The 24,325-nt window shown below is 39.9% G+C and carries 25 protein-coding genes and 1 tRNA gene; 19 read left to right on the top strand and 7 right to left on the bottom strand.

The window, feature by feature from the left end:
* The first annotated feature begins 3 nt into the window (after positions 1 to 3).
* The 8 genes from nuoH to PHC76_RS09345 are packed head-to-tail and all read left to right on the top strand — an operon-like array spanning position 4 to position 9,839.
* Positions 4 to 993, top strand: a complete 990-nt coding sequence (nuoH, locus tag PHC76_RS09380; protein WP_299969578.1) for an NADH-quinone oxidoreductase subunit NuoH — start codon at positions 4 to 6, stop codon at positions 991 to 993.
* Positions 994 to 1,003: 10 nt separating this feature from the next.
* Positions 1,004 to 1,618: an NADH-quinone oxidoreductase subunit NuoI gene (gene nuoI / locus PHC76_RS09375; RefSeq protein WP_299969581.1), complete on the top strand. Its 615-nt coding sequence runs from the start codon at positions 1,004 to 1,006 to the stop codon at positions 1,616 to 1,618.
* A gap of 11 nt (positions 1,619 to 1,629) precedes the next feature.
* The gene (locus PHC76_RS09370) at positions 1,630 to 2,217 is read left to right on the top strand and encodes an NADH-quinone oxidoreductase subunit J (RefSeq protein ID WP_299969583.1); all 588 of its coding nucleotides are present in this window, start codon (positions 1,630 to 1,632) and stop codon (positions 2,215 to 2,217) included.
* Complete coding sequence (gene nuoK, locus PHC76_RS09365; RefSeq protein ID WP_299969586.1) at positions 2,217 to 2,522, top strand: NADH-quinone oxidoreductase subunit NuoK; 306 nt, start codon at positions 2,217 to 2,219, stop codon at positions 2,520 to 2,522. The genes PHC76_RS09370 and nuoK overlap by 1 nt, the downstream gene beginning before the upstream one ends.
* A gap of 3 nt (positions 2,523 to 2,525) precedes the next feature.
* Positions 2,526 to 4,415 (top strand): NADH-quinone oxidoreductase subunit L, encoded by a 1,890-nt coding sequence (gene nuoL / locus PHC76_RS09360; RefSeq protein WP_299969589.1) that lies wholly within the window; start codon positions 2,526 to 2,528, stop codon positions 4,413 to 4,415.
* A gap of 10 nt (positions 4,416 to 4,425) precedes the next feature.
* Complete coding sequence (locus tag PHC76_RS09355) at positions 4,426 to 5,973, top strand: NADH-quinone oxidoreductase subunit M (protein ID WP_300210003.1); 1,548 nt, start codon at positions 4,426 to 4,428, stop codon at positions 5,971 to 5,973.
* Complete coding sequence (gene nuoN, locus PHC76_RS09350) at positions 5,973 to 7,478, top strand: NADH-quinone oxidoreductase subunit NuoN (protein ID WP_299969593.1); 1,506 nt, start codon at positions 5,973 to 5,975, stop codon at positions 7,476 to 7,478. The genes PHC76_RS09355 and nuoN overlap by 1 nt, the downstream gene beginning before the upstream one ends.
* Before the next feature lie 21 nt (positions 7,479 to 7,499).
* The gene (locus tag PHC76_RS09345; protein ID WP_299969595.1) at positions 7,500 to 9,839 is read left to right on the top strand and encodes a tetratricopeptide repeat protein; all 2,340 of its coding nucleotides are present in this window, start codon (positions 7,500 to 7,502) and stop codon (positions 9,837 to 9,839) included.
* Here PHC76_RS09345 and miaA read toward each other — a convergent pair.
* Positions 9,814 to 10,713 (bottom strand): tRNA (adenosine(37)-N6)-dimethylallyltransferase MiaA, encoded by a 900-nt coding sequence (gene miaA / locus PHC76_RS09340; protein ID WP_299969597.1) that lies wholly within the window; start codon positions 10,711 to 10,713, stop codon positions 9,814 to 9,816. The genes PHC76_RS09345 and miaA overlap by 26 nt on opposite strands.
* Positions 10,714 to 10,896: 183 nt before the next feature.
* Here miaA and mqnP point away from each other — a divergent pair, with 183 nt between their 5' ends.
* Genes mqnP through PHC76_RS09325 form a run of 3 tightly spaced genes read left to right on the top strand, consistent with a single transcriptional unit; the run spans position 10,897 to position 12,784 of the window.
* Entirely contained in the window at positions 10,897 to 11,757 is an 861-nt protein-coding gene (gene mqnP / locus PHC76_RS09335; RefSeq protein WP_299969599.1) for a menaquinone biosynthesis prenyltransferase MqnP, read from the top strand.
* Positions 11,754 to 12,278, top strand: a complete 525-nt coding sequence (locus PHC76_RS09330; protein WP_299969602.1) for a hypothetical protein — start codon at positions 11,754 to 11,756, stop codon at positions 12,276 to 12,278. Before mqnP ends, PHC76_RS09330 begins: the two co-directional genes overlap by 4 nt.
* Positions 12,275 to 12,784: a hypothetical protein gene (locus PHC76_RS09325; RefSeq protein WP_299969604.1), complete on the top strand. Its 510-nt coding sequence runs from the start codon at positions 12,275 to 12,277 to the stop codon at positions 12,782 to 12,784. The genes PHC76_RS09330 and PHC76_RS09325 overlap by 4 nt, the downstream gene beginning before the upstream one ends.
* Before the next feature lie 101 nt (positions 12,785 to 12,885).
* Here the strand turns inward: PHC76_RS09325 and PHC76_RS09320 are convergent, their stop codons facing one another.
* The 4 genes from PHC76_RS09320 to nadD form a co-directional block, all read right to left on the bottom strand.
* Positions 12,886 to 14,133 (bottom strand): hypothetical protein, encoded by a 1,248-nt coding sequence (locus PHC76_RS09320; RefSeq protein ID WP_299969608.1) that lies wholly within the window; start codon positions 14,131 to 14,133, stop codon positions 12,886 to 12,888.
* Positions 14,134 to 14,244: 111 nt separating this feature from the next.
* A tRNA-Arg gene (locus PHC76_RS09315) sits at positions 14,245 to 14,321 on the bottom strand.
* Between the two features lie 55 nt (positions 14,322 to 14,376).
* Positions 14,377 to 14,706 carry a ribosome silencing factor gene (gene rsfS / locus PHC76_RS09310; RefSeq protein WP_299969610.1) on the bottom strand — a complete coding sequence of 110 codons (330 nt, stop codon included), beginning with the start codon at positions 14,704 to 14,706 and terminating at the stop codon, positions 14,377 to 14,379.
* Entirely contained in the window at positions 14,690 to 15,235 is a 546-nt protein-coding gene (nadD, locus tag PHC76_RS09305) for a nicotinate (nicotinamide) nucleotide adenylyltransferase (RefSeq protein WP_299969612.1), read from the bottom strand. The genes rsfS and nadD overlap by 17 nt, the downstream gene beginning before the upstream one ends.
* Before the next feature lie 85 nt (positions 15,236 to 15,320).
* Between nadD and gap the strand changes: the two genes are divergently transcribed.
* The 4 genes from gap to fabI all read left to right on the top strand — a co-directional run bounded on the left by gap (position 15,321) and on the right by fabI (position 19,286).
* Positions 15,321 to 16,325 (top strand): type I glyceraldehyde-3-phosphate dehydrogenase, encoded by a 1,005-nt coding sequence (gene gap / locus PHC76_RS09300; protein WP_299969873.1) that lies wholly within the window; start codon positions 15,321 to 15,323, stop codon positions 16,323 to 16,325.
* A 34-nt stretch (positions 16,326 to 16,359) separates the two neighbouring features.
* The gene (locus PHC76_RS09295; protein WP_299969615.1) at positions 16,360 to 17,553 is read left to right on the top strand and encodes a phosphoglycerate kinase; all 1,194 of its coding nucleotides are present in this window, start codon (positions 16,360 to 16,362) and stop codon (positions 17,551 to 17,553) included.
* A gap of 105 nt (positions 17,554 to 17,658) precedes the next feature.
* Positions 17,659 to 18,363 carry a triose-phosphate isomerase gene (locus PHC76_RS09290; protein WP_299969617.1) on the top strand — a complete coding sequence of 235 codons (705 nt, stop codon included), beginning with the start codon at positions 17,659 to 17,661 and terminating at the stop codon, positions 18,361 to 18,363.
* A gap of 98 nt (positions 18,364 to 18,461) precedes the next feature.
* Positions 18,462 to 19,286 carry an enoyl-ACP reductase FabI gene (gene fabI / locus PHC76_RS09285; protein ID WP_299969619.1) on the top strand — a complete coding sequence of 275 codons (825 nt, stop codon included), beginning with the start codon at positions 18,462 to 18,464 and terminating at the stop codon, positions 19,284 to 19,286.
* Between the two features lie 49 nt (positions 19,287 to 19,335).
* On the opposite strand, the gene PHC76_RS09280 is transcribed toward fabI, so the two are convergent.
* Entirely contained in the window at positions 19,336 to 19,755 is a 420-nt protein-coding gene (locus tag PHC76_RS09280) for a hypothetical protein (RefSeq protein ID WP_299969622.1), read from the bottom strand.
* 292 nt (positions 19,756 to 20,047) lie between these two features.
* Between PHC76_RS09280 and PHC76_RS09275 the strand changes: the two genes are divergently transcribed.
* The 3 genes from PHC76_RS09275 (at position 20,048) to PHC76_RS09265 (ending at position 22,716) form a co-directional block, all read left to right on the top strand.
* On the top strand, positions 20,048 to 21,334 hold the full coding sequence (locus PHC76_RS09275; RefSeq protein WP_300210000.1) for a porin: 1,287 nt from the start codon (positions 20,048 to 20,050) through the stop codon (positions 21,332 to 21,334).
* A gap of 92 nt (positions 21,335 to 21,426) precedes the next feature.
* Positions 21,427 to 22,380 (top strand): ABC transporter permease, encoded by a 954-nt coding sequence (locus PHC76_RS09270; protein ID WP_299969627.1) that lies wholly within the window; start codon positions 21,427 to 21,429, stop codon positions 22,378 to 22,380.
* A gap of 45 nt (positions 22,381 to 22,425) precedes the next feature.
* Positions 22,426 to 22,716: a GIY-YIG nuclease family protein gene (locus PHC76_RS09265; RefSeq protein WP_299969629.1), complete on the top strand. Its 291-nt coding sequence runs from the start codon at positions 22,426 to 22,428 to the stop codon at positions 22,714 to 22,716.
* A gap of 46 nt (positions 22,717 to 22,762) precedes the next feature.
* Here PHC76_RS09265 and nusA read toward each other — a convergent pair whose 3' ends face one another.
* Positions 22,763 to 23,890 carry a transcription termination factor NusA gene (nusA, locus tag PHC76_RS09260; protein WP_299969631.1) on the bottom strand — a complete coding sequence of 376 codons (1,128 nt, stop codon included), beginning with the start codon at positions 23,888 to 23,890 and terminating at the stop codon, positions 22,763 to 22,765.
* Positions 23,891 to 24,055: 165 nt separating this feature from the next.
* On the opposite strand from nusA, the gene PHC76_RS09255 reads away from it, so the two are divergent.
* On the top strand, positions 24,056 to 24,298 hold the full coding sequence (locus PHC76_RS09255; protein WP_299969633.1) for an HP0268 family nuclease: 243 nt from the start codon (positions 24,056 to 24,058) through the stop codon (positions 24,296 to 24,298).
* Positions 24,299 to 24,325: the final 27 nt, after the last annotated feature.

Raw genomic sequence — 24,325 nt, 5'->3', positions numbered from 1 at the left:
ACGATGGATATCGCATTTATCATCGAAACGATTGCTAAAATCGTTGTCATATTATTGGTTTTCTCAGCATTAGCGGGATTGGGTACCTATTTTGAACGTAAGGTTTTGGCGTTTATGCAACGTCGTCTTGGACCAATGCACGTTGGGCCGTTTGGATTGCTTCAAGTAGCGGCCGATGGTATTAAACTCTTTACCAAAGAGGATATCGTCCCTCAAAACGTTGTCAAACCGATTTTTAAAATTGCTCCGGTTATAACAGCGGCAACTGCTTTCATGGCTTCAGCGGCTATTCCGTTTTGGCCGCAGTTTACTGTGTTTGGGTATACCGTTCACCCGATTGTCGCTGACGTTAATATCGGTATTTTGTATGTTTTGGGAATTATGGCTATTGGGTTGTACGGTCCACTGCTTGGGGGTATGGCATCGGCTAACAAATGGTCATTGCTCTCTGCTGCCCGTAGTGCTGCTATTTTTATCTCGTATGAGGTAATCAGCGGTCTTTCATTGCTTGCACCGCTGATGATGGTGGGTTCATTGTCATTGGTGGATATTAACAACTATCAAGTGGGTGGTATCGGTCATTGGATTATATGGTCACAACCGGTTGCCTTTATCCTCTTTTGGATTGCGGCATTTGCAGAAACAGGGCGTACGCCGTTTCACTTGGTGGCAAACGATCACGAGATTATTGACGGTTTCGGTACAGAGTATGCGGGTATGCGTTGGGGACTTTTCTTTATCGGTGAATACGCCAATATGTTCTTTATCTCATTCGTCATCTCCATCATCTTTTTGGGTGGATTTGGTGATGGGACAATAGCAGGTGCAGTTCAATTGCTCTTGAAAGTGTCATTTTTCTTCTTCTTTTTCCTCTGGACACGTGCCGCGTGGCCGGATATTCGACCGGATCAGTTGATGTGGTTGTGCTGGAAAGTGTTAATGCCGATAGCCGTGGTCAATGTTGTGATCACCGGTCTTGTGATGATGTTTTAAGGAGGGATGGATGCATATAGAACCATTAAATGATCGTAATATAACTGAGTCGTCAGTCTACTATTACGTCGATATTGAAGAGTATCCAACCACAGGATGGGATAAATTCAAGCAAGTAGTTAAACGTTCACTCAAAGGTGAATTGTTTGTCGGTCTTTGGGTCGTAATGCGTGAGATGATTAAATTTGATATTCACACTGTCCAATACCCAAAAGAGAAACTCCCTATCGGCCCACGTTATCGTGCAGTTCACAAACTGTTGCGTTTATGGGAATCAGGGTATGAGCGTTGTATCGGATGCGGATTGTGTGAAAAAATCTGTATCTCCGATTGTATCCGTATGGAGACACGTATCGATGAGAACAGCCGTAAAGAGGTTAGTGAATACAGTATCAATCTTGGTCGTTGTATTTTCTGCGGATACTGTGCCGAAGTGTGCCCTGAACTGGCGATTGTACATGGACAACGTTATGAAAACGGTTCCGAACAACGTGCCCACTTTGTTATTAAAGACGATATGCTCACACCGCTTGATTGGTTAACCTCAGGTCAGCAAGAAGAGTATCCGGGCTTTGGTGCTATTAACCCGAATGAGGGCGTTAAATCAACGCCTTTAGCGTATTAAGGAGAAAAAGAATGTTTGAAACAATCGCTTTTTATCTGTTTGCAGCGCTTACCATCGTGATGTTTACTATCACGGTGATGACGTCGCAAGCACTGTATGCCCTCACCTCTATGGCGGCGGGTATGATTTTTATTTCGGCTTTCTTCTTTATTTTGGGTGCTGATTTTTTGGGTGCGATACAAATCATCGTCTATACCGGTGCAGTTATGGCACTGTATGCATTTGGGATGATGTTCTTTGATACTACCCGAAATGTTGTTGAAAAAAGAACCAATCCACGTTTTGTTATCGTTCTTGGCGCTTTGGCAGCAGTATTGGTGGTCTTTATCGTCCTTGCACCGATTGTTACGGGCAATCTTCAAGCGGCGTATCCTATCACTCCTGCTTTAAGTAATCCACAAGCGGTAGGGATGGTTTTGTTTACAAAATATCTTGTTCCGTTTGAGTTAGCCGCTGTGATGCTCTTGGTAGCTATGGTTGCCGGTATCGTATTAGCAGGTAAAAAAATGGATACTTCATTAACCCTTATGGCGGAAGATGAGATTGAGATGATGGTTGCATCATCAACAGAAGAAATAGCAATAGAGGAGGCACACTGATGGAAGTAACACTTACCCATTATCTGGTTCTCTCAACCGTTTTATTTGCAATCGGTTTGATTGGGGTTATGCGTCGTAAAAATTTACTGATGCTTTTTTTCGCTACCGAAATTTTACTTAATGCGGTTAATGTCGCATTGGCAGCAATTTCCCATTATCGCGGCGATTATACCGGGCAACTTTTTGCCTTTTTTATTATTGCTATAGCGGCATCAGAAGTTGCGGTTGGTTTGGGTCTATTAATCGTTTGGTTTAAACGTACCGGCAAGATTGATCTTGATCAAATGACATCGATGAGAGGATAAGAGATGGAAATTTATTTATACATTGCACTGTTTGCTCCGTTGGTGGGTTCACTGTTTTCAGCACTTTTTAGCGCTTCACCTAAAACTCTCCTTACCGGAGTAGTTGCGTCAGGATTGCTTTTTGTTTCGTTCGTAAGCAGTGCTATTTTATTAGGTTATGTAATGTCAGGGCATACGGTTCATGTTGAGATGATGACATGGATTGCAACGGGAGATTTGTATATTCCGTTTGGATTCGTCGTCGATCAAGTGAGTGTGACCATGATGATGGTTGTGAGCGTCGTCTCTACGGTTGTTCACGTTTATTCTATCGGTTATATGGATCATGATAAAGGGTTTAACCGCTTTTTCTCATGGCTTTCAGCGTTCGTATTCTCTATGATGGTACTTGTCATGAGTGACAACTTCTTAGGTCTTTTTATTGGATGGGAAGGAGTTGGTCTCTGTTCATGGGGATTAATTGGTTTCTGGTATCACAAAGAAACAGCAACATGGGCAGCAAACGAAGCGTTTATTATGAACCGCATTGCCGACTTGGCGATGTTGATCGGTATCTTTATGATTTATTGGAATCTCGGTTCATTACAATACGATGTAGTATTTGCTAATATTGTTAATCTCCCTATCCATATCGTAACGTGGATCGGTATCTTCCTCTTTATTGGAGCGATGGGTAAATCGGCACAGTTTCCTCTTCACACATGGCTTGCTGATGCGATGGAAGGGCCTACTCCGGTTTCGGCTCTTATCCACGCAGCGACGATGGTTACTGCCGGAGTTTATCTTGTTGTCCGTGCAAACCCTATTTACGGTTTGATTCCGGAAGTGGGAATGGTTATCGCATCACTTGGTGCATTTGTGGCAATGTTTGCCGCAACCATGGCATTGGTCAACCGTGATATGAAACGTATTATCGCTTACTCTACCCTCTCTCAACTCGGATATATGTTTGTAGCCGCAGGGCTGGGCGCGTATTGGGTAGCACTGTTCCACCTTATGGCGCATGCGTTTTTCAAAGCGTTGTTGTTCCTTGGTGCAGGTAACGTAATGCATGCGATGCACGATGAACTCGATCCGTTTAAAATGGGTGGATTGAAAAAACCGATGAAATGGACATGGATTCTCATGACCCTCGCATCGGTTGCGTTAGCGGGTATCTATCCTTTGGCAGGGTTCTTCTCTAAAGATTTGATTCTAGAGGTAGCATTTGTTGAACAACACTATGTGCTTTATACAGTCTTGTTGCTCACTGCCGGATTGACTGCGTTCTATTCATTCCGTCTTGTTGCGTTGATTTTCCACGGTGATGAGCGACATCTCGAACACGGTATCCATCCGCATGAAGCGTATAACTTTATGCTCTTCGCAATGGCACCGTTAGCTGTTTTAGCCGTTATTGCGGGGATGGTATTTAAAACCCCGTATTATTTGATGGTGAGTGAGCTTTTGCCGGCTATGACCTATCATATCCATAATCATATGACATTTTGGATTATGACTATCGGGACACAACTGTTTGTAATCGGTGCAATCACCTATGCGTATAAAAAATACGCAAAAGCGGTAAAAGTAGATAAAAAAGTAGAGTCCGGTTTTTTCTATCAATTGTTATTTAACCAATACTACATCCCAAAAATTTATGATGAAGTATTTTCAAAACCGTATCTTCGTCTCTCTAAGATTGCATGGAAACAATTTGATTTGAAAATCGTGGATGCAACGGTTGATGGGATTGCAAATCTCATTTACCAAACAGGTGAAAACACACATACCATGCAAAATGGGAATCTCTCTAGTATGCTACGCTGGATGGTTATCGGATTAGTGGTTTTATTGGTACTTGCTGTTGCATTTACTGCGGGTTATAACGCAGTAACTATGCGGGCAATGTAAGGAGAATTTGATGCAAGAACATATTTTATCGATTTTGATTTTCTTTCCGGCATTGGCAGCAATGCTTGGATTTGTGGTTCACAAAGATAGCGCGCGTGCATACGGTATTACCGTAGCGGCTGTCGAGTTTTTCCTCTCGTTATGGCTGTGGAAGATGTATGACCCGATGACATCGGGGATGCAGTTTATGGAGAGCGCTCCATTGATTTCAGCGTTTGGTATTAATTATCTTGTCGGGATAGATGGTATATCACTGTTTATCATTATCCTTTCAACGTTTTTCACGATGATTGGTATTGCTTCTTTAACAGAGACTCGTCGTATTAAAGATTTGATTATTACGTTACTCTTTTTAGAGATGACGATGGTCGGTGTTTTCGCTGCACTTGATGCAATCGTATTTTACGTTTTTTGGGAGCTCTCTCTTATTCCGATGTTGTATATCATTGGTGCATGGGGTGGACCGCTTCGTATTTATGCGTCGATCAAATTTTTCCTCTATACGTTTACCGGATCGCTCGTCATGTTGGTCGGTATGTTGTTTATGGCCTATTTTTACTTTCAAGCGACAGGTCAATGGAGTTTCTCTCTTTTAGAGTGGTATCGCCTAATTTTGCCGGCTAATTTTCAAATGTGGCTTTTTGCAGCCTTTTTCTTAGGGTTTGCAATCAAAGTTCCGATGTTCCCGTTCCATACATGGTTGCCATACGCACACGGTCAAGCACCTACTATCGGGTCAGTGATTCTTGCGGCTATCTTGCTTAAAATGGGAACTTATGCGTTTGTCCGTTTCTCATTGCCGTTATTTCCGGATGCATCGGTAGCGTTTATGTTTCCGATTGCCATATTGGCGATTATTATGATCGTCTATACCGCAATGGTAGCATACGCCCAAGAGGATATCAAACAAGTTGTTGCCTACAGTTCTGTATCGCACATGGGGGTTATTATCCTCGGAACTTTCGCCCTTAATGTTGAGGGGATCAGCGGTTCAGTCTTTTTAATGATTGCTCACGGGGTAGTATCGGGAGCACTCTTCTTGCTTGTTGGAGTTATTTATGATCGACGTCATACCAAACTGATGTCGGAGTTTGGCGGTTTGGCATCAGTAATGCCACGCTACGCAACTATTTTTGGAATTATGATGATGGCATCGGTCGGATTGCCGTTAACAATTAACTTTGTCGGAGAGTTTTTGAGTTTGCTCGGTTTTTATAAACAATCACACTCTTATACCCTTGTGGCGGGAACAGCGATTATCGTAGGGGCAATTTATATGCTCTCTGCCTATAAAAAAGCATTTTTTGGACCGGTTACTAAGGAAGAGAATAAAAACCTTAAAGATATAAATCGTACTGAGCTTTACGGTCTTATTCCATTGGTTATCATTGCTATTTGGTTGGGTGTCTATCCAAAACCGGTACTAGAGCCAATTAATAATAGTGTTGAAGCAATCGTACAATTGATGCATGATAAAGCACAAACACCCGAAGCACAAAAACGTATTCCGAATTTAACACAATCGGATAGCATGAATTCTGTACAGGAGGCGCACTAATGTTAGAGCCGGCTACTATCTCCCTCGCGTCGCTAAATATTTCGACTATGGCACCAATGCTTATCGCTATTGTAGGTGCTTTGGCTATTTTATGTATTGACTTACTCAAAGAGGGGCTTCACCGTTCTTTTTATGTTATGGTGAGTTTATTATTTTTGTTACTTGATTTGGGCGCTGTGATTGATTTCGGACAAATCTTTCTTAAAAGCGGTACAGTACTCGGTATGTTTGATATGATGCTGATTGATGGGCTTGCTATCATCTCACAGATTATTATCGTGGGTGGTTCAATGCTTTTTATCCCTTTAGCATTAACCTCAAAACGTTTCCATGAATACCACTATCCAGAGTATTTTGCCCTTTTCTTATTTATGATTGCCGGTTTTCAGTTTATGGTGGCAACCGATAATTTGATTTTGATTTTCGTTGGATTAGAAACAGCTTCATTGGCATTGTACACAATGATTGCATTGCATAACCGATCTAAATCGTTTGAAGCTGCGGTAAAATATTTCACTATGGGTGCATTAGCTGCAGGTTTTTTCGCATTCGGTTCGATGATTTTGTATGCGATTACCGGTTCAGTTGAAATCAACAAAATAGCCGTAACGCTAGCCAAAGATGAATACGTTAATATCGGTTTCGTCCTTACTGCAGTAGTTTTCATGATTGCTGCATTTGGATTTAAACTCTCAATGGTACCGTTTCACACATGGACACCGGACGTTTATGAAGGCTCATCTGCGCCATTGGCAGGATACATGTCTATCGTCCCTAAACTTGCAGCTTTTGTTGTGGCAATGCGTCTGTTTGAATTTTTGGTTCATAGCGGTGTTGTATGGCTTCAAGTAATTTTATACGTAGGTGTTGTTGTCACTATGACGGCATCGAATATTTGGGCATTGGTACAAAGTGATGTTAAACGTATGTTGGCGTACAGTTCAATCTCTCATGCCGGTTTTGTTATGGCGGCTATTTTGATCGGTACAACCCAATCTAATACAGGACTCTTTTTGTATTGGGCACTTTTTAGCTTTACCAATCTCGGAGCATTTGCTATGTTATGGATAAGCCGTCAAAAAAACCTCCTTCCGGGTCAAAGTTCAGACCATCCGTACGAGAAATTTGCGGGACTTGTTCATACAATGCCAATGGCGGCCGTGATGATGGGATTATTTATGCTCTCCCTTGCGGGTATCCCTCCGTTTGGACTTTTTTTGGGTAAAATGTATATGATCGGTTCAGCGGTAACCGGAGGATATACTGTATTGGCACTGATTATGGCATTGAACTCTGCTATTGCAGCGTACTACTATCTTAAACTGATTGTCTTTATGTTTATGAAAGATCCGATTCCACAGTACCAAAAATACTATTTAATGAATGCCTCATTATCATTAAAAACCATTATCGGTATTGCTGCGGTAGTAACTATCTTCGCTTTGGTTGCCGTTAATCCACTTCTTAAAGTTCTTACATTATTTGTGTATAATAGCGGGTATTAATATATACCTGTAGGAGGTCAAATGATACGCTTTTTATTGCTGTTCATTTGGCTCCCTTTATTCGCATTAGATATCTCTATCCAAAGCGGTAAAGAGTCTTCTGAACCGTACAGTATTTTGCACCTGCGTGATACAAAACCTTTCAACTGTGTTTCAACAAAAAATGATTTTGATCAAATTAGTCGAATTGAATGTACATTGAACGATTCATCTACTCTTCCCAATATTAATAATCCCCATTTTACATTAGCCAAAACAGCCTCAATATTGATAATTACCCCTAAAACTAAAATAGCACTTTTTCCGGTTGGATTTGATCTTCGATACGATTCTCAGATTTATACAGCAAATGCAAAAGGTGTTAACCATTGGAATATTATCGGCTATAGTAAAACCATTCCGATGCTTCCCAATGAAAAACGTTCATCTAATGGTATTAACCTTCCGATGAAGCTTGCTAAAGAGTCATATCCTTATGTAGGAGGACTTGATCTTAAAGGCAATCCAATTAAGATGAAAAATGTTGAAGATGTTAACGGATACATGGATCTTAAAAAAGCGTATGCTGCGAGTGATTATACAAAAGTACTTTACATTGCTCAAGACATCTTAAAACATTATCCTAAAACCATCTTTTCTAATGAATTGATTTTATACCAAATCCGTGCTTACTATGCGATGGGAAATTACGAAGGATTGTTACCACTATCAAAACAGTTTTTACGTCAGTATTCGGGTGATCCGAACATGGCTGAGGTGTTAGCGTACACAGGAGATGCCTACAGTCAAATGGGACAAAATAGTGATTCGGATTATTTTTATGACCGACTCTTTAGTGAACATCCCAGTGAGCTATTTGCCCAAAAAGGGATGTATTATAAAGCAAAACATCTCGAAGTTGTTGGTAGCCCCACTAAGGCGGCAAAATATTATCGAGAAGCACTTTCTCGAACGAAAGATGTTGATTTAGCCTCTGCTTGTGCATTTGAATTAGCGCAGATGGAGATAGGGGGGAAAACCCCCGAAAAAGCGCGTGACTATATTGATAAAATTGCACGCGTAAATCCCCACTATTTTACAAAGGTGACTCCTGAATCACTAGAAATGATTGATATTTTAGATGGACGAAAAGATTACCTTATTGCCGCAAAAATTACCCAAAGCTTGATTGAAGGTGTGAACCATAAATCTCCGGAGCATGGCAAACTACTAAAAAATTTAGGAATTTTATACGCAGAAGCGGGGAAGAAAAATCAAGCACTTGATGCCTTTAATGAATATCTAAAGCTTTTTCCTTATGGGGAGTATTTAACTGAAGTACAACGACAAAAAGATGGGTTATTTTTTGAGAAAGAAGATGGGAATAACACTAGTGGTATCAAAAAATACGATGAATTGATAGAACGTTACGGAAACGATTCGATAGGGAATAAAGCTCTTTATAAAAAAGCTCAATTACTTTTTAAACAGGGCAAATATGATGAGATATTGAAAATGGAGAATGAGTTGTATAAACTCGATACCACTGCTTATCCGGATGCTAACGGATTAATCGGTAAAAGTGCAATAGAGATAACTAAGAAAAATTTACAAAATAGCAAATGCGAAGAGGCAATGTCGATGCATAAAATGTATCAGATAAAGCTACCGACAGAGTGGGATGGATTAACATTTGAGTGCGCTTTAAAAATGAGCAAATTTCCCCTTGCAGAACAATTAGTGAGTAAAAATATCAAGTCCAAAGATATGGCAACGCGTCAACAATGGCTTTATCGGTCGATAAAGATGAATTTTGCCCTTGGAGAATATAAAAAAGCACTTTCAGGGGGGAGGGACTTGAGTGCATTGTTAAGTGTTCAGCAAAATCCTCCCCTTAATGATGCTTATCGAATCCTTTTTGACAGTGCGCAACGCAGTGGTGATAGCGTAAACATGGTACAGTATATAAAAGAGTGTGAAAATGTATTTGGGAGCGATTTTAAAGATATAGAACGTTATACCCAAATGATGAGTTTGGGGCTAAGCCGTAAAGATGAAGCGATGGTTCAAACTTACGGACAAAAAGTGATAGCATTACAAAAACGGACTAAAACAGCGACACAATCCCCATTTGTTGAATTTACGTTGGCACAATCGTTGATTAATCAGGATAAAAATAAAGAGGCGTTAGAAATTTTAAAAGGGTTAAACGGAGTGAAGCTCTCCGATGAAAAACGTTCACGCCAATACTATTTGATGGGGTCACTCTCTATGAAACTCGGTAATAATACCGAAGCGCGCTCCTCTTTTAATGCTAGTATAAAAGCCGATAAAAACTCGGCATGGGGAAAATTGGCTAAGGATGCATTAGGGTTATTGTAGCCCTATCGTATAACTCTTTCACTGATCCGTTTATCACCTCTTTAAACTGATGGGCATTAAAGGTCTGTTGACGCTTGGCGAGTTGAGCCGTGTGAGTTGAAATATCCTCGATTAGTTGATTTTTCGTAATTTTGCCATCCAAAAACTCTAATGTTTCGATGATGCCAATCGCTTTCATACTATTGGGAATTCTCCCATACAGACGCTCCAGCTCAGCCACTTCATCGATCAAGTCGTTACAAACCATTTTATGGGTACGCAATCCAATCCGTTCACGTAAATAGGAACGTTCGCTCTCTATATTGAGGATAGGGCACTCGTGAATAATCGGTTGCGGAGGATGCTCTTTAAACCATAGAGAGGGTGGAGTAGAGGTTTGGAGATAAAGATGGAGCATTTTTTCGATTCTGTACGCATCTGTAGGGGTAATTTTATCCATGCTGATCGGATCGATATCTGCAAGAAATTGATAGGTGTCGAAAAGATTATGAAGCATCACTGATGCGTTCTCTTTTGTCTCATCCGTAATAGGGGGGACATAGGAGAGTCCATCAACCATACTTTTGAGATAAAAACTGCTCCCGCCGACGATAATGAGATTTTTAGAGTGGGCATGGGCATAACTTACTGCACGGTGGTATTCGTCGATAAAGGTAAATACGGTGGCATTTACATCGGGCTTTAAAACATCGATTCCAAAATGATAGACGCTTGCGAGCTCTTCTTTGGAAGGTTTTGCCGATGCAATGTCGATTTCACGGTAGATACTGAGCGAATCGATGGAGAGGATAATGGCATTGTGTTTGTGAGCAAGTGAGAGTGCTAAATCACTTTTCCCTGAGGCAGTTGAGCCGATAATCGCTAATTGTTTCATATTTATATTATACCCTATAGGGCACGAGAACCTCTAGAGGAGGTAACGCTATCGGAATAAAATTCCGATTGACTATGTTAACACTAGGTTTACTTCAGCAGTAGGCTCATAAGTAGGCTTTTTTATAAGGACAAAGTGATTTTACGATAAAATAAAAGCTATTAAGCGAAATAAAGGGTACGTGTGAAAAGAATTGCGAAACGGTTGAGAGATTTTAATGAGTTGGTGATGTTTCAACACAGTGTTTTTTCTCTCCCGTTTATTTTTATCGCTATGATCGTTGCGGCGAATGGATGGTTTGGATTTAAATTACTTATTTTAGGGGCATTAGCGGCAATCAGTGCACGTAATACGGCGATGGGGTTTAATCGCTATGTAGACCGTGCCTATGATGTTCACAACCCCCGTACTGCCAACCGACCGAGTGTTGATGGGCGATTAGAGGGGAGTTCTATCGCAATTTTTACATTGGTTAATGCATTGGTATTTATCGGGGTAACCTATATGGTGAATGAGATGGCATTTTATCTAAGTGTACCGGTTCTTATCGTTTTGCTCAGTTACTCCTATTTTAAACGGTTTAGCTCAATGGCGCATATCGTTTTGGGGATATCGTTGGGATTGGCTCCGATGGCGGGGGCTATCGCTGTTTTATCCTCTGTTCCGCTATGGTCACTTTGGCTCAGTATCGGGGTTATGTTTTGGGTAGCAGGATTTGATCTGCTTTATTCCCTGCAAGATATGGAGTTTGATAAAACCAATAAACTTCACTCAATCCCCTCAAAATACGGCAGTGGTGCTACACTAAAAATCTCTTTTCTATTCCATTTATTGACAATTGTATTTTGGGGATTGTTTGTTTATGAAGCACACTTGGGATTAAGCGTATGGGGTGGTGTTTTTTTATCGATACTTATGTTAGGATATGAGCACTATTTGGTTCGGCTCGATTTTACAAAGATCGATCGTGCTTTTTTTACCGTTAACGGCTATTTGGGTTTTGTCTTTTTTGGATGTGTAATTTTAGATAAGGTATTGGTATGAATAATAATGTACGGCTTGTGAACGCATCGATTGATATTGTATTTAGCTCCTTAGAGAGTAATGTAGATATGTTTGAAAAAGAGTTTAATACAATCAGTGAACATGACGATGATGCAATAGGGCAATGGCTTCGTACGGCGCGCGCAAAAGGGGAAACCAGCGATAGCGATCCTGTAACGCTCCATCTTATCGTTGAGCTTTATCGTAAAATGGATCGTTTGGAAAAACTGATTTTAAATCAAACACCGGAGAGGATAAAACTGCAACAAACCGGTATGATTGAAAAAATAGGTTTAGAATATTTTGAACTTTCTGAACCGTTATTAGATCCAGCCAAACACTATTATGGCAGAGTTGAATTACCGGTACTGCCACGTCATGAAACACCGATATTTTTTGAAGCCATCTCCCCAACGTTAGCTAAAATTATCCGTATGCACGTGAAAGATGAAAATGAATGGAGTATTTATATGACAGCGCGTGAGCGGGCTATGATTCGACATCTAAAGGGATTCGAATGAGTATAGGGATAGAGATAATACTTATAGCTATTGCTGCTCTGGTCTTGGGGTTGATTTATTATTCGATCAATAGGGAGAATGAAACGACTGCAAAACTTCGCTCTATCGCTCATGCAGTTGAAGAGCTTCATCGCGAGCTCTATAAAGTGGATAAGCGTTTGAGTGCGGAGATGGAGTTGATTGCATCCTTGCAAGAGAATGTAGCTATCAACTCAAATCATGCACATGCATCGGATAACATGAATGAAATTTCAATTCCGATTATGGAATCTTTGGGACACATTGAGGGGACGTTTAGTGCCTACAAAGAGAAAACAGAAAATCGTCTTCGTTACCTCGAAGAGCGTATCCGAAATTTATCCCTCCCAAGTTCAATCAGTGGATTGGATGATGAAAAAGTGGTGAGCCGATACAATCAAGGGATGGATGTTGATGGTATCGCCAAAGAGCTACGATTATCCAAAGCAGAAGTGGAGTTTGTGTTAAAGATTAATCAGTTACGATAGTTATTGAGAAAGCGTGATAGGTAACGAAACGATTGTTGTGATTACTAAAAGTTAAGGGAAGTTTTATTTTTACGGTGTTTGTAAGTAATAACTAACATTAATCAACTTAATTGCATTCGATACTCATCTAATTTGATTTTGATGAAAGGACCATTAGGTCTTAATTGATGGGCAATCATCATTAAATCATAAGCAAGTTTCAGATTGATTTTTTCTACAGCTAGTGCTGCTTCTCTTATTATATCAACTTTATCATTTGAATTTTTTACTATTAACTCGTCAAACATTATAGGGATTTTTTTTACACTCTCTTCCATTAAAAACGTTATATCATTTTTGATTTGCATTTGTTTTGTTGATACAGAAATATGATTATTTTTTAATTTAAACAGTAAATAAGATAGATAAACTCCAGAAAACTTATTAGTAAAGTCTGTTTGATCATTTCTATTCATTAAAGGTTTGATATCAGCAAAATTATTCTTAGGCACAGAAATGGTAGTGGAAGAATCAATTCTTATAGGTTTATTAAGTGTTTCTACAAAATATTGCACCCCTACTGTTTTGTATGATATAGATTCTTTTTCTGTGCTAATTTGAAAAATATGATTTATATTTTCACAATTATGATAGGCTATAGCAATGAGTTCATAGTCCTTAAAAGAGGAAATATCTATATCATGTATAAGTTGTATGTACTCATATTTAGTTAAAGAGTTTGAAATTTTTACTATATCATTTTCAGTGTAGTTAGAAGAAGATGATACGATATCATGGCACTCGAAAATTTTATATGGTTGAGATTGTAGTTTTTGTGCATCAAATTTTGGAAACTTATATTCATATAATATTTTTGAAAGCTCACTTCCTAAAAAAAAAGCAATATAATGTTTTAAATGGATTTCATCATTATGATAATCAAATTTAAACTCACTGAAATTATTGAAGTCTATATACATTATATTATATATGCTATAGAGTTTTTTAAGGATATCAACTGATGCATATGATATTTTTTTTTGAATATTGAAAATTGGCAACATAACACTTATTATCGGTTTATTTAAAGTTGAAATAAATGCTAATAAATCTTCGATTAATTTTATATAGTAGTTATCTTCAAAATTGCCAATATAAAAGTTAATATCATTTACATAATGCTCAAGTAATATTAAATCTACCTGCTTAAGTTCTTCTTTATATTTAATTATATTTGCTATATGCATTAAAGAAGGTGATCTACCTATCGAAATATTTTTTACTTCAATTTTACTATTTGAACTTAAGCCAGCCACCCAACCATTTCTCATAACTGAGTTTGAAGTTCCAAAAATTATAACTTTCAACATAAATACAACCTATTCTTTGTATATAAAACTGTTGTGTGCATTTATACTTTATACTGTTAACAGTTTGATTTTAAAAATAAAACTAAAATTGATGATTACGGTGTTTGTAAGTGGTGCGCCCGAAGGAATTCGAATCCCTGACCGCCGGTACCGCAAACCGGTGCTCTATCCAGCTGAGCTACGGACGCATATTTGAGAGAACGAAATTATAGCTTAAAAAGCTTAAAAGATGCTTTTTAGCTATTAATTTTTGTTTTTACGTGCCGATACTTCTTTTAAAAAGCTCTCTAAATCGTATTTTGCACGGTATTGCGGTGTAAGGATATGGATTAAGATATCTCCCAAATCGATAGCAACCCAATCACCGCTCTCATCGACATATAAAAATTGTTCTTCCGGTTTAAGCCCTTTTTTGAGGTGGTCAAGAAGGGCTAATGTGTGACGTTCACCCAGTGAAGAGGCGATAATGACATAGTCAGCAAAATAATCGCTCCCTGCGAGGTCAAACACTTCGATGTTTTCGGCTTTATTCATATCGAGGATATGGGACATTTTTTCAATTCGTGGATTCATGGTTTTCCTTGTAGTAGGTAATAATTTCATTTTCGACCATCTCATCTAGCCCAAGTGAGCCAAAAGAGTTTCGAAAAAGGGTTGAGCTGATAGGCTCATTGATTTTAAGTGTTATCATGTTTGCGGGTACATGATGGTTATCTCGCGTGGCAACTACAAAAGTGACCTTATTTTTAAGGAGGTCAAATTGATGCCATTGCGATAGTTTTTCTACATTGTCCGCTCCAAGGATAAGAAAAATCTTATCGGTTGCAGTTTCATAATGTAATACAGTTTCAATCGTATACACAGGTCGATTTTGAGAAACTTCAAAATCACTGATTTCCACTTTTGGGTAGGATTTAAAAATGGTTTTTAACCATTCTACCCGTTTCGCACCGTTCGCACATATCGAATGTTTTAAGGGATTGCGATAGGCAGGAACAATGATAAGTTTATCAATCTCTAAAGTAGAGAGTGCCGCAAGGACAATCTGTATATGACCGAAATGGGGAGGATCGAAACTTCCGCCAAAGAGCGCAATGTTCATATTTACGACGCTCCAAGCCTCTTTTAATCAAAATTATAACCAACTTTTGGTAAAATCTCCCCTATTATGGTTGCAGGTAGGGATAATGGCATTAAAAGTTGCGATTAACGGTTTTGGCCGTATAGGACGTTCTCTCACTCGTCTCATCGCTACTCGTGATGATATAGAGTTGGTGGCGATAAATGATATGGCATCAACGACAATGATGCACTATCTATTGCAAAATGATTCGGTTCATGGAGCGTTTGAGTATAATCTTGAATATATCGATGAAAATAGCCTCTTGATAGGTTCCGACAGGGTTCAAATAGTCTGTGAAAAAAATCCTGAAAATTTGAATTTTGCTTTACTGGGTGCTGAGGTCGTATTTGAGTGCAGTGGTTTGTTTTTGACACGCGATACCGTGTCGCATCATTTGGGAAAAGGGGTGAAAAAAGTAATTCTCTCCGCTCCGACGCAAGATGCGACTATTCCGACGTATGTATTAGGGGTTAATCATCATCTCTACGATGGTGAGAACATTCTCTCTAATGCATCATGTACGACGAATTGTCTAGGACCGATTGCCCGTATTTTGGATGAGGAGTTCGGGATACAAAAGGGTCTTATGACGACCATTCATGCATACACGAACGGTCAAGCGATTATAGATTCGGCACATGGAACCGATATGCGCCGTTCACGTGCGGCAGCACTCAATATGGTTCCGACAACGACGGGAGCGGCAAAGGCAATTTCGTTGGTACTTCCTGCTTTAGAAGGGAAGCTTCACGGTCAGAGTGTTCGTGTCCCTACGGCGGATGTCTCTATGGTGGATTTGAATGTATTAATCGGACGTCAAACCACGAAGGAGGAGTTAAGTCAACTTTTTAAGAGGTATGCTGAAACAACGTTAAAAGGTATCTTGGAAATTGATGAGCGTTATCGTGTTTCCCAAGATTTTGTGGGTTCATGTTATAGTGCTACAATTGCAGATGACTTAATACAAGTTATTGACGGCGACATGATAAAAATCATGGCATGGTATGACAATGAATGGGGATACTCTAATCGCCTCATTGAGATGGCATTGTTTATTAGTAAAGTCTAAAATAAAATTTATATCTTACAGGTAGAGGAAATATATGGAATTATTGAATATCAAAGAGTGCGATATCGCTAACAAAAAAGTATTTATCCGATGTGATTTTAATGTCCCGATGGATGATTATAATAATATTACCGATGATCGTCGTATACGCTCAGCACTGGCTACTATTAATTATTGTTTGGATCAAAAATGTGCCATTATTTTAGGGTCCCATTTTGGTCGCCCGAAAGATGGTGTTAAAGATGAAAAATACTCCCTTTCACCGGTTGCACGGCGGTTACATCAACTGCTTAAACTTGATATTCAACTTGCCGAAGATGTCGTGGGAGAGAGTGCAATGAAACTCTCAAGCGAACTCAAAGGTGGAGAGATCCTTTTGCTTGAAAATCTTCGCTTTGAAAAAGGGGAGACCAAAAATGATGCTGAGTTTAGTCGTGCACTGGCATCAATGGTGGATATCTATATCAATGATGCGTTTGGTGTGAGTCATCGTGCCCATGCATCAGTAGAAGGAATTACCCAATTTTTTGACAAAGAGCATAAAGCGGCAGGATTTCTCCTCCAAAAAGAGATTCAGTTTTTTGGGGTATTGCTTGAGCGTCCAGTAAGACCGTTTGCGGCAATTGTCGGTGGATCAAAAGTTTCCGGTAAACTCGAAGCACTCATTAATCTTTTACCAAAAGTAGATAAAATATTAATTGGTGGAGGAATGGCGTTTACATTTCTTAAAGCGCTGGGATACGATGTTGGAAAATCTCTCGTTGAAGACGATCTCATTCCCGAAGCGATAAAAGTGATGGAAGAGGCGAGACGATTAGGAGTTAAATTTTATCTCCCTGTTGATGTGGTTGCCGCCGAGAAGTTTGCTCCTGATTCGATGAGCCGTTTAGTAAGTGCTCAAGAGATCCCTGAGGGGTGGATGGGATTAGATATCGGACCGGCAACAGTACGACTGTATCGCCAAGTGTTAGCCGATGTCCAAACCATTCTTTGGAATGGCCCGATGGGTGTTTATGAGATGGAACGATTTGCACGAGGATCTAATAAAATTGCCCATTTTGTTGCCGATTCGTATGCTACAACGGTAGTCGGTGGCGGAGATACGGCGGATTTGGTTCAACGGGTAGGATTGGATGAAGAGATTACCTTTATCTCCACAGGCGGCGGTGCATCGTTAGAACTGTTAGAAGGTAAAGTTCTTCCCGGAGTTAAAGCGTTACTGAAATAATAGTGGTGAATATTGTAAAGTATATTTGTCGTCACTCCCGCGAAGGCGGGAGTCTAGCTGGATTCCCGCCTTCGCGGGAATGACAAATTCTAAAAGGAGATTGTCATGATTTTATGTGCCAACTTTAAAGCGAATAAAACACGTCAAGAGACACGTGCCTATATGGCGGTTGTTGAATCGTTTGTGAGTGCTAATGCAATAGAAGACACCATTATGGTATTTCCCCCTTTTACGGCATTGGAACATATTTCCCGTAACGTATTGATCGGGGTACAAAATGGTTATCCCGCTGCTAATGGTGCATTCACAGGGGAAATTACCCTTGAACAACTCGAAGAGTTTGAGATCAAAACAATCCTTATCGGTCACAGTGAGCGTCGTCATATTTTGGGTGAGACGCAGGAGCAAATTGCGGCAAAATTTCGTTTTTTTGCACAACAAGGTTTTGCGATTGTCTATTGTGTAGGAGAACCGTTAGAGGTTCGTGAATATGGTTATGATGTATTAATGGAATATATTAATGCTCAATTCGTAGGTATCGATCTTAATTATCCTGATTTGATTGTTGCGTATGAACCGGTTTGGGCAATCGGTACCGGACTAACGGCGAGTAATCGTGAGATCGAAGAGGTACATAATGCCCTGCGACAAACAATAAGTGCACCGCTATTGTATGGTGGAAGTGTTAAGGTTGATAATGCCGGTGACATTATGGCACTTGCCAATGTAGATGGAGTTTTGGTCGGGTCAGCATCGCTGAGCGCCAATGATTTTTGTACAATGATCGCACAAGCCACAGAGCTTCAATAAGAAATGGGCTTCCTGCCGAAGGAAACAAAGCGTTAGCGTAGCCATGCGGGGCTTTGCTCCGATGGGGTAATAATTTAAATATAAAAGGAGAATAATAGATGTTAATGCAAGGTAAAAAAGGTCTCATCGTCGGATTGGCAAATGATAAATCAATCGCTTATGGAATCGCAGAAGCACTACACGCACACGGTGCAAAAATGGCGTTTAGCTATCCCAATGAGGCAATGCAAAAACGGGTTGAACCGATTGCGGCAGCGTTTGACAACTCCCCGGTTTACAAACTGGATGTTTCCAATGAGGCTGATATGTCGGCAATCGCTGAATTAGTTGCACGTGATTTCGGTGAGATCGACTTTTTAGTTCACTCTGTTGCGTTTGCTCCAAAAGAGGCATTGACAGAAGGGTTTATGAAAACCTCTAAAGAAGCATTTCAAATTGCGATGGACGTTTCGGTGTATTCATTGATCGATTTAACTAACCGTCTTGAGCCGGTCTTGGCGCAAGGTGCATCGATTATCACCCTTAGCTACCTCGGTGGACCAAAATATATCCCGAACTATAATGTTATGGGAGTTGCGAAAGCGGCACTAGAATCAAGTGTCCGTTATATGGCAGTTGAACTCGGCGCTTCAAAAGGTCAACGGGTAAATGCAATCAGTGCAGGACCGATCAAAACATTAGCGGCTAGCGGTATCGGTGATTTTAGACAAATCCTCAATTGGAATGAATGTAACGCTCCGTTACGTAAAAATGTCTCTATTCAAGAGGTTGGAAACTCAGCCCTTTATCTTTTAAGTGATCTCTCTAGCGGCGTGAGTGGCGAAGTTCATTATGTGGATGCGGGATACAATATTATGGGAATGCCTGCAGTAGAAAAAAATAGCGAGGGTAAAACCGTTATGGTATGGGAAAATCGCGAATAGTATCTCGTCATTCCCGCGTAGGCGGGAATGACGCAAACGTTACTAATAGTTACTTCCCTATCACTGGCAACTTTTTCATACTATCCACATGAGAAGGCTCTTTTGGCTGAGTCTCTTCTATTTTTGATTTATTTTCACGATATTTTTTCCACTTATCGAGATATTCTTGTAACGTAAAGCGCTCTTCAGCAGTAGGTTGAGTGGCTGTGGTAACACTAGTAGATGATGAAGATGCATTTGTATCCGCTGGTGTTTTTGTTGGGATATTGGACGGAGATGATGTCATTGGTGACCACTCCTCTTTGAGCCATTTATCCAGCGAGCGTTGCATTATCCCACCCTCAGATTCAGCGGTTACACTGGGAGATACGGTATTTAAAGTGTTGTTTTGAGTAGGGGTTATAGCAGTACAGCCACTTAATAGTAAGATGGTTGTAGCTGAAGCGAGAAATAGCTGCTTTTTATCCATAATTATGGTTTTCCTTTTTAATAAATTATACAAAGCATAAATCAGAGAAAACATACTATACCATAAAGAAGAGGGGATTTGTTTAGCTAGAAATAGTAAACACTATAATGTGATAAGATTATAATATTCCCTAAAGTAGGGAGTTTACACGCAGTAAACCAATAGTAAATATATTTAGCAAATAACAGCATAGTTTAAGATTTCGAGCGTTACAATTAACTCCGACGAAACAATTCTTGGGTAAACCCCAAAGTCAAGCTTTATTTAAGGAGAATCAATGAAATTAGTTAAAATGTCTCTTGCAGCAGCAGTGTTGCTCGGTACGAGTGCGTTCGCGTTGGATAATGTAAAAGTTAGCGGTGACGCTAAACTTTTCTATACTACAAGTGATCGTGGAGCAAACTTGGATCTATTTGACAAAGATGCAAGTGCAGCTGATACAGCACTTCGTATCGGTGCAACGGGTGATTTGCTTAAAGGTGTATCATTTGGTGTAACTGGGTATGCAGTAAGTACTCTTGGACTTGAAAACAACCTTGTTTCAAATACATGGACAGGTGCACACGGTGTAGCTACAGGAAATGGTGCTTCATTTGATCCACTTGGTACTAATGGACTTCAAGTTGATGATGCATCATGGATGGGCGAAGCATGGGTAGCAGCTACTGTAGCTAAAACTACTGTAAAACTAGGGCGTATGGAGATTGATTCACCTTTAGCATTCTCTGAAAAATGGTCAATCGTTCCAAATACATTTGATGCAGCACTTGTTATTAACCAAGATCTTCCGGACACTACTTTGGTAGGTGCATGGGTTGGAAAAGGAAATGGTGTAAATCCACTTGGTCGTGATTTAGATCCAAATACTGCAGGCGTCCAAAATAAAGGTACAATCAATCATACACCAATTGGTGATAATGTTGTAGGTACAGCTGGTAAATTTAATACATTTATGAACGGTGGTGCGTATGCATTCGCAGCGGTAAATAACTCTTTCAAACCGCTTACAGCACAAGCATGGTATTATAACGTTGTTAACGTTGCTAATGCTTACTGGTTGCAAGGTGATATTAACTGCCGTTTGGTTCCAGGTTTGACAATTGGTCTACAATATGCTGATATGGCACCTAAAGGTGTTTTAGAAGGTGTTAAAGATTCAAAAGCGTACGCACTTAAAGTTGGATACGGTATCGATGCGCTTAAAGTATCAGCTGCATACTCTTCAACAGATAAAGACGGTACTTTGAAAGTTGCTAACGTTGCAACTGATAACCTTGCTGCTGCTCAATCTAAATTGTACACAGAAGCATGGTGGGATTACGGTTATGTAGGAGCTCCGGATGCAACATCAATGAATCTTACAGCTGAGTACGATGCAAAAAATCTTGCTAAATTTGGTGCATACTATACAAATGTGAGCAATGGAGCTGCTGCTAACGCAGGAGATATGAATGAGCTTGCAGTTACTGCAACTAAATCATTTGGACCATTGGATGTAACAGCTGCTTATATCAATGAAAAACACGATGGTTTGAAACGTGCTAACACTGTTCAAGCATACTTGACTCTTAACTTCTAAGAGTTTCTTTTCTTTCGTCATTCCCACCTACGCGGGTATGACGATATTACAATCTTCTTGACTCCTTCTTATCCATCCGTTATAATCACTTTATGAACTATTTACTCCGATCTTTAGCCTATACTGTTTTAATGCTTGTTCTGATTTCGCTGATCTCTTTTGGTGCGATGCATGCCGCTCCAAATAGCTTTATGGGCTCTGAACTGAACCCCAATATGACTCCTGAAAATATTGCCCATCTCAAAGCGATTTATGGACTCGATAAACCTCTTTGGGAGCAATACACCAGTTGGATGATTAATCTAGTAAAACTCGATTTTGGTATCTCTTTTGTGAGTGGTCAGGAAGTGAGAGATGTGATAGCTGATAGGCTTCCAGTAACACTGTGGATGAATATGATTGCGTTGGTATTTACGTTTCTCCTTTCCCTATGGATGGGGATAAGCTCTGCCCTCTCGTATGAAAAGAAAAAAGACGTTATCCTGTCACAATTCTCCCTTATCAGTTTTGCAATGCCCTCATACTATCTCGCATTAGTGTTGATGATGGGTTTTAGTGTGACCTTGGGGTGGTTTCCTATCAGTGGATTGCACTCTCTTGAACCACCAGAGGGGTTAGGATATTATTGGGATATGTTATGGCATTTGATGTTGCCAATCGCTGTAATGGTCTTTGTTGGCATAGGAAGTTTGGCTCTTTATATACGCTCTTTAACACTTGAAATACTCAAAAGCGACTATATCTATTTTGCACGTGCGCGGGGAATAGAGGAAAAATGGATTATACGTCGATACATATTGCCTAATCTTCTCCCTCCTATTGTGACGATGCTGGGATTGTCGTTACCGGGACTTATCGGCGGTTCGGTGATATTGGAGTCTATTTTTGGGATAGAGGGGATGGGACAGCTCTTTTATCTATCAGCTATGGGTCGGGATTATCCGGTCATTATGGGAATCTTGATGATGTCTGCATTTTTGACGTTGATTGGTAATCAGATTGCGGATGCGGTGTTATTGAAGTTGAATCCGTTTGTGAAAAGGTAATTTTCGTCATTCCCGCGAAGGCGGGAATCCAGCTTAAGGAATTTCATGAAACAGTCTGCTGTTTATATCCTAGCATCACAACCTAATGGAACACTTTATCTTGGTGTAACTTCAAATTTATCAAAACGTATATATGAGCATAAAAATCATTTAGCTCAAGGGTTTAGTGATAAATATGATGTTGGAATACTTGTATGGTACGAATTACATGAGAGTATGGAAATAGCAATATCAAGAGAAAAAGCAATCAAAAAATGGAATCGTCATTGGAAATTGAGAATTATAGAAGAGTTTAATCCTGAATGGAAAGATTTATATGAAAGTATTCTTTTTTAAAGCTGGATTCCCGCCTTCGCGGGAATGACGGACTTTATCTAATATACTAATTCCCAAAAAGTGCTTCGAGAGAACCAATCCCCTCTTTTTTCTCTTCGGCTCTCTCACCCGTTACCGTTCCACCCACTTCATTAAGCTCAATGGTGTATCCTGTAAGCATGGATGCAAGGCGGATATTGATACCGCTTTTACCGATAGCTTTGGATTTTTGATCGCTTGGGAGGGTTACAACTGCTTTTTTATCCCCATTTGCATCTTCGCTAACACTAACCGCACTAATGATTGCAGGGCTCATGGCACGAGAGATAAACAATTCAGGGGAAGCACTGTACTCGACACAGTCGATATTTTCACCGCACAGCTCTTCGCTCACCGCATTAATACGGACTCCCCGTACTCCGACGGTTGCACCGATTGGATCGATTTGAGGACGGTTGGTATAGAGGGCGATTTTGGCACGTTCCCCTGGGATACGGGCACATTTTTCGACAATAACGATACCGTCTTTAATCTCAGGAACTTCGAGTGCGAGAAGCTCTTCAAGAAATTTCGGAGCAGTACGGGAAAGCTCCATAGAGATTCCGGTTACCTTATCAACGTTAACACGGCGTACTAGAGCACTGACAACATCGCCGACTTTAAATTTTTCACCTTTGATACGACTTTTCATAGGGAGTATCGCACGAATCTCATCAATTTCGATGGTGGTGTTTTGGTCGTTGTCGACGCGGGTAACACGACCCGATACGATGGTATTAATTTTGTTTTTGTATTTGTCGTAGAGTTCGTTTTCAACAAGGCGTTGAATATGAAATTCGATTTCACGGTGGAGTGTTGCAAATGCACTGCGACCATACGTTTCAAGTTCATGTTCCATTTGGAGTTGATCGCCAATTTCAGCTTCATCATCAATCTCTTTAGCCGCGCTAATAGACATGTATGCACCCGCAGAATCACTCTCTAATTCTTCTGCACCATCAGCGATAACAGTGATCACTTGTCGAAGTTTTACTTGTTTGGTACGCTCATCAACATCGGCTTCAAAAGCAAAAGTAGGGTTGATAATACGTTTAGCTGTTTGAACAAAAGAGGTTTTGATCGCTTCGGTAACGTTCTCACGGCTGAGACCTTTTTCACTGGCGATAGAGTCGATAATATCTAACATATTTTCCATAGGTGTATCCTCACTAGGGTTGATCATAAAAAAATAAAGTGTCGTTATGGGAAAGCTTTTTTATGAAGGGTAAGTATTATACAAAAAAAACGCTTAATAGGATATTTATTCATTCATCGCTATAATCCCCATAACTTAAAGAAACTCTATTGTAAGGGAACAATCATGGAATTAAAAGTCGCACGTACTGAACAAGATGCAAAACCAAAAAAAATTGATTTGAAAAAAATCACGGAGATGGTAGAAAAAACCAATTCGTTGATCCTCTATTTCGATCGTGAAAATTCACACAAAGATCTTTTGGCATTGCAAGAGCATTTTGAAAATGAAGGGAAAAGCTTCTATATGCGTGAAGTAAAATTTGGACTCTCTGCGAATGAATATATGTACGAAGTGCATATTCTCTAATAACAATCTTTATTTTCGTCATTCCCG

It is taken from the genome of Sulfuricurvum sp., from assembly GCF_028710345.1.
In the GTDB taxonomy this organism is placed as follows: domain Bacteria; phylum Campylobacterota; class Campylobacteria; order Campylobacterales; family Sulfurimonadaceae; genus Sulfuricurvum.
This window is presented reverse-complemented; position numbering and strand designations above follow the sequence as displayed.

Coding starts and splice junctions, on each gene's coding strand:
- PHC76_RS09275 (WP_300210000.1), top strand. CDS start 20,048: ATGTCTCTTGCAGCAGCAGTGTTGCTCGGTACGAGTGCGTTCGCGTTG.
- PHC76_RS09320 (WP_299969608.1), bottom strand. CDS start 14,133: ATGTTGAAAGTTATAATTTTTGGAACTTCAAACTCAGTTATGAGAAAT.
- PHC76_RS09325 (WP_299969604.1), top strand. CDS start 12,275: ATGAGTATAGGGATAGAGATAATACTTATAGCTATTGCTGCTCTGGTC.
- miaA (WP_299969597.1), bottom strand. CDS start 10,713: ATGAAACAATTAGCGATTATCGGCTCAACTGCCTCAGGGAAAAGTGAT.
- PHC76_RS09355 (WP_300210003.1), top strand. CDS start 4,426: ATGCAAGAACATATTTTATCGATTTTGATTTTCTTTCCGGCATTGGCA.
- nuoL (WP_299969589.1), top strand. CDS start 2,526: ATGGAAATTTATTTATACATTGCACTGTTTGCTCCGTTGGTGGGTTCA.
- rsfS (WP_299969610.1), bottom strand. CDS start 14,706: ATGAATCCACGAATTGAAAAAATGTCCCATATCCTCGATATGAATAAA.
- fabI (WP_299969619.1), top strand. CDS start 18,462: ATGTTAATGCAAGGTAAAAAAGGTCTCATCGTCGGATTGGCAAATGAT.
- PHC76_RS09280 (WP_299969622.1), bottom strand. CDS start 19,755: ATGGATAAAAAGCAGCTATTTCTCGCTTCAGCTACAACCATCTTACTA.
- nadD (WP_299969612.1), bottom strand. CDS start 15,235: ATGAACATTGCGCTCTTTGGCGGAAGTTTCGATCCTCCCCATTTCGGT.
- PHC76_RS09345 (WP_299969595.1), top strand. CDS start 7,500: ATGATACGCTTTTTATTGCTGTTCATTTGGCTCCCTTTATTCGCATTA.
- PHC76_RS09265 (WP_299969629.1), top strand. CDS start 22,426: ATGAAACAGTCTGCTGTTTATATCCTAGCATCACAACCTAATGGAACA.
- nuoK (WP_299969586.1), top strand. CDS start 2,217: ATGGAAGTAACACTTACCCATTATCTGGTTCTCTCAACCGTTTTATTT.
- gap (WP_299969873.1), top strand. CDS start 15,321: ATGGCATTAAAAGTTGCGATTAACGGTTTTGGCCGTATAGGACGTTCT.
- nusA (WP_299969631.1), bottom strand. CDS start 23,890: ATGGAAAATATGTTAGATATTATCGACTCTATCGCCAGTGAAAAAGGT.
- PHC76_RS09255 (WP_299969633.1), top strand. CDS start 24,056: ATGGAATTAAAAGTCGCACGTACTGAACAAGATGCAAAACCAAAAAAA.
- nuoN (WP_299969593.1), top strand. CDS start 5,973: ATGTTAGAGCCGGCTACTATCTCCCTCGCGTCGCTAAATATTTCGACT.
- PHC76_RS09330 (WP_299969602.1), top strand. CDS start 11,754: ATGAATAATAATGTACGGCTTGTGAACGCATCGATTGATATTGTATTT.
- PHC76_RS09370 (WP_299969583.1), top strand. CDS start 1,630: ATGTTTGAAACAATCGCTTTTTATCTGTTTGCAGCGCTTACCATCGTG.
- nuoI (WP_299969581.1), top strand. CDS start 1,004: ATGCATATAGAACCATTAAATGATCGTAATATAACTGAGTCGTCAGTC.
- nuoH (WP_299969578.1), top strand. CDS start 4: ATGGATATCGCATTTATCATCGAAACGATTGCTAAAATCGTTGTCATA.
- PHC76_RS09290 (WP_299969617.1), top strand. CDS start 17,659: ATGATTTTATGTGCCAACTTTAAAGCGAATAAAACACGTCAAGAGACA.
- PHC76_RS09295 (WP_299969615.1), top strand. CDS start 16,360: ATGGAATTATTGAATATCAAAGAGTGCGATATCGCTAACAAAAAAGTA.
- PHC76_RS09270 (WP_299969627.1), top strand. CDS start 21,427: ATGAACTATTTACTCCGATCTTTAGCCTATACTGTTTTAATGCTTGTT.